Origin of the sequence: Escherichia sp. KCJ4928, from assembly GCF_004352695.1 — a bacterium.
Classification (GTDB): Bacteria; Pseudomonadota; Gammaproteobacteria; order Enterobacterales; family Enterobacteriaceae; genus ECMA0423.
Genome location: NZ_SJWV01000477.1, coordinates 1 through 851, shown reverse-complemented (window position 1 = coordinate 851; position 851 = coordinate 1). Strand labels below are relative to the sequence as shown.

Here is an 851-nt window from a genome sequence, read left to right as displayed (position 1 = left end):
ATAATGTTTTTTTCAGAAAGATATATCTCAACGCTCTTTGGTGTTTTATGTCCATAAAATACGATGTCAGAATTTGAATTGTTATCAAACCCAAGGTAAACAACAAATAAACAAAGGGTAATTAAAAAAATGACAAGTTTGCCTCTAATAATTTGAAGCATCTGAACTCCCTTGCTTTGCTTTTATTGGATTATCTGCTTTTATACCATCTAACCCGAAGAGTTGCCCAGTGTTATATTTTTCAATACATGCATCGCTACATTTGGCAGAAAAATCGCCACAAGCAATACCGACAGTGTTATTTTTAAGATCCATGATTCTTTCTTTAGCTGGCTGACCTTGTCTATCCCCTGCCGCCTCATGATTTTTACCTATCACGTCAGCTATTGTTGATCCAAATGTCTTAGTCATTCGACACATCAAGTAACAATGTCTCATTGCATCGGCGGCCCCATTATGAGCTCCGCCAACAATAGCATCCATATCATAACCGAACTGGTAAGCACTGTTAGTAATGCTGTTTGCAGCAATCAATCCAGGTACACCAGATACGGCATAAATTAGTCCACCTGATGTCATATTCTCAATCGCATCTAACCCCATTGGGTCTATCACTTGTATGGGATTCAACGGATACTGATACATATTCCATCCACCTCTCAACCCAATCGGGTCCGGGGTGATATACCGCCCCTGCAACGGATCGTAGTACCGGTGACGGTTATAGTACAGCCCCGACTCCTTATCATACTGCTGCCCCGGCAGCCGGTACGGCTGGTGCAGGTGATGCGGGTTCTCCTCATTAAGCTGGTTGCCCCATTCATCATATTCCGCGCTCCACGCCGTATTGC

At 42.9% G+C, this 851-nt stretch carries 1 protein-coding gene and 1 pseudogene; both read right to left on the bottom strand.

The features are described 5' to 3' along the window. A pseudogene (gene ydcD / locus E0D98_RS28230) lies at positions 1-161 on the bottom strand (protein YdcD); the annotation flags it as partial. After that, the coding region (locus E0D98_RS24950; RefSeq protein WP_044858374.1) for an RHS repeat-associated core domain-containing protein at positions 145-851 on the bottom strand (707 nt) is incomplete at its 5' end. The gene E0D98_RS24950 and the pseudogene ydcD, both read right to left, overlap by 17 nt.